The organism is Priestia flexa NBRC 15715 (assembly GCF_001591565.1).
Taxonomy (GTDB): domain Bacteria; phylum Bacillota; class Bacilli; order Bacillales; family Bacillaceae_H; genus Priestia; species Priestia flexa.
On sequence record NZ_BCVD01000225.1, the window covers coordinates 1 to 1,513 of the forward strand.

The 1,513-nt window shown below is 38.7% G+C and carries 1 protein-coding gene and 1 pseudogene; both read right to left on the bottom strand.

The window, feature by feature from the left end; all coding sequences use genetic code 11:
• Positions 1-186 precede the first annotated feature (186 nt).
• Complete coding sequence (locus BFL01S_RS19515; RefSeq protein WP_061786709.1) at positions 187-651, bottom strand: hypothetical protein; 465 nt, start codon at positions 649-651, stop codon at positions 187-189.
• Positions 652-653: 2 nt separating this feature from the next.
• A pseudogene (locus tag BFL01S_RS21195) lies at positions 654-1,513 on the bottom strand (cytoplasmic protein); the annotation flags it as partial.

The following is a 1,513-nucleotide window of genomic DNA, read 5'->3' on the forward strand; positions in this document are numbered from 1 at the left end:
ATTATTCCTATATAAAATAAAACTCCATGATGGCAGTACCTTCATGGAGTCTCTATTTTCAAACGTATCATTGCTCTTTTTGTCCAACTCAAATATTTTAATTGTATTTTAGTTCACTTGCTTTATGTGCCTATACGTAAAACCCTTTCGTATAACTAGTTTAGGCACTAGAGTGCTCTAAACACGTTACCTTTCCTCTTTGCACAAATGATTGTAATGACCAAATTCAGGAAATACATCCCAGTTTCTTTCAAGGGTATCGCTAGTTTCGCGCTCCTCGACTGAACCGGTCTTTAAATCTCTCTTTTCCATTGCTATATAGCCATCTTCTCGGAAGCCCAAAATCAAGCTACTTACTTCCGTGTCAGTTTCATCATCATATTCCCAATACATGGCTGTTCTTAAAAAAATCTTACCATCACTCATAACTTCAAAATCATAATTTAAATGTTTACGAATCAGGTCATCATAAAACCCCACCGAAACCCATTCATTTGTAACATTTACAATATATTTAGGTTTCTCATCCTCTAATAATACCGCCGTATATGGTTCTTGTTTTTGATGGTATGTGTATGCAGTACGGTCATCAAGTATGTTCCAAGGCTTCTTTTTGATGTCCGACCATTCGTCACAATAATAAATTTTCATAGTCAATTATACACCTTCCCCTTAATATCCCTAATAATAATCCTGTTTTTTGTTGCCTCATCAAGAATTGTTTGCGGAATTGGTTTATTTTGAACAGGTATTTCTAATATTAATTCACCTTTAAGTCGCCCTCCTTTGAGAGCGTTAGGATTAAAAGTACCATTTGATATTTTAGAACCCGAAGAATATTTTTTTGTGATTTCATTTAAGTAACTCTTAGCTGTCTTTTCTTGCACTTCACTAAGTTGAGTGAATTTTCTCGATACTATTTCCTTGTTGGGTGCATATGAGTCAACTACGTACTTTTTGCCCCCTACTTCTTTTGCTTCCAACTCTACCTCATTATAAGGGTAACGAGGACGATTTTCCTTATTAAAATTATTACCTGCTTCCCAACGCTCTTTAAGCCAGTCTGGTACAGATTTCTTTTTAGGTGTAACATCATCCGTACCCTTACCACTCTCATCCTTAACCTTCGTCCCAACCCCATTACCACCATCCACACGCTCAATAAACTGATACCCACCATGCCCCTTCACAGATCCAACACCTGGATACGCTAAACGATTATCCAGCTTATTCAGACCCAAGTTCTGCAGAGCTGACTGCGTACGCACATTAATAGCTGCGGCACCTTCATTGAGTTTCTTCGTGGCGGCACCACTGAGTTGTTCAAGTTTCGTCGTTTTTGCGAGCTTGTCCGCTCCTTTTGTGCCGACTATGCTCATGGCAACGTTAGCGGTTAGGTAAGAGAAGTAGTGACCTCTGCTTTTTGCATCGCCATTTATAACCTGTTCATTCCAAGAGTCTTTTATCTCGTTACCGATGGTTTTAGCTACGCCTTTTGGATCATCCCAAACGG

Bases quoted from the DNA above. Each gene is read 5' to 3' on its own strand.
- BFL01S_RS19515 (WP_061786709.1), bottom strand. From the start codon at position 651: ATGAAAATTTATTATTGTGACGAATGGTCGGACATCAAAAAGAAGCCT.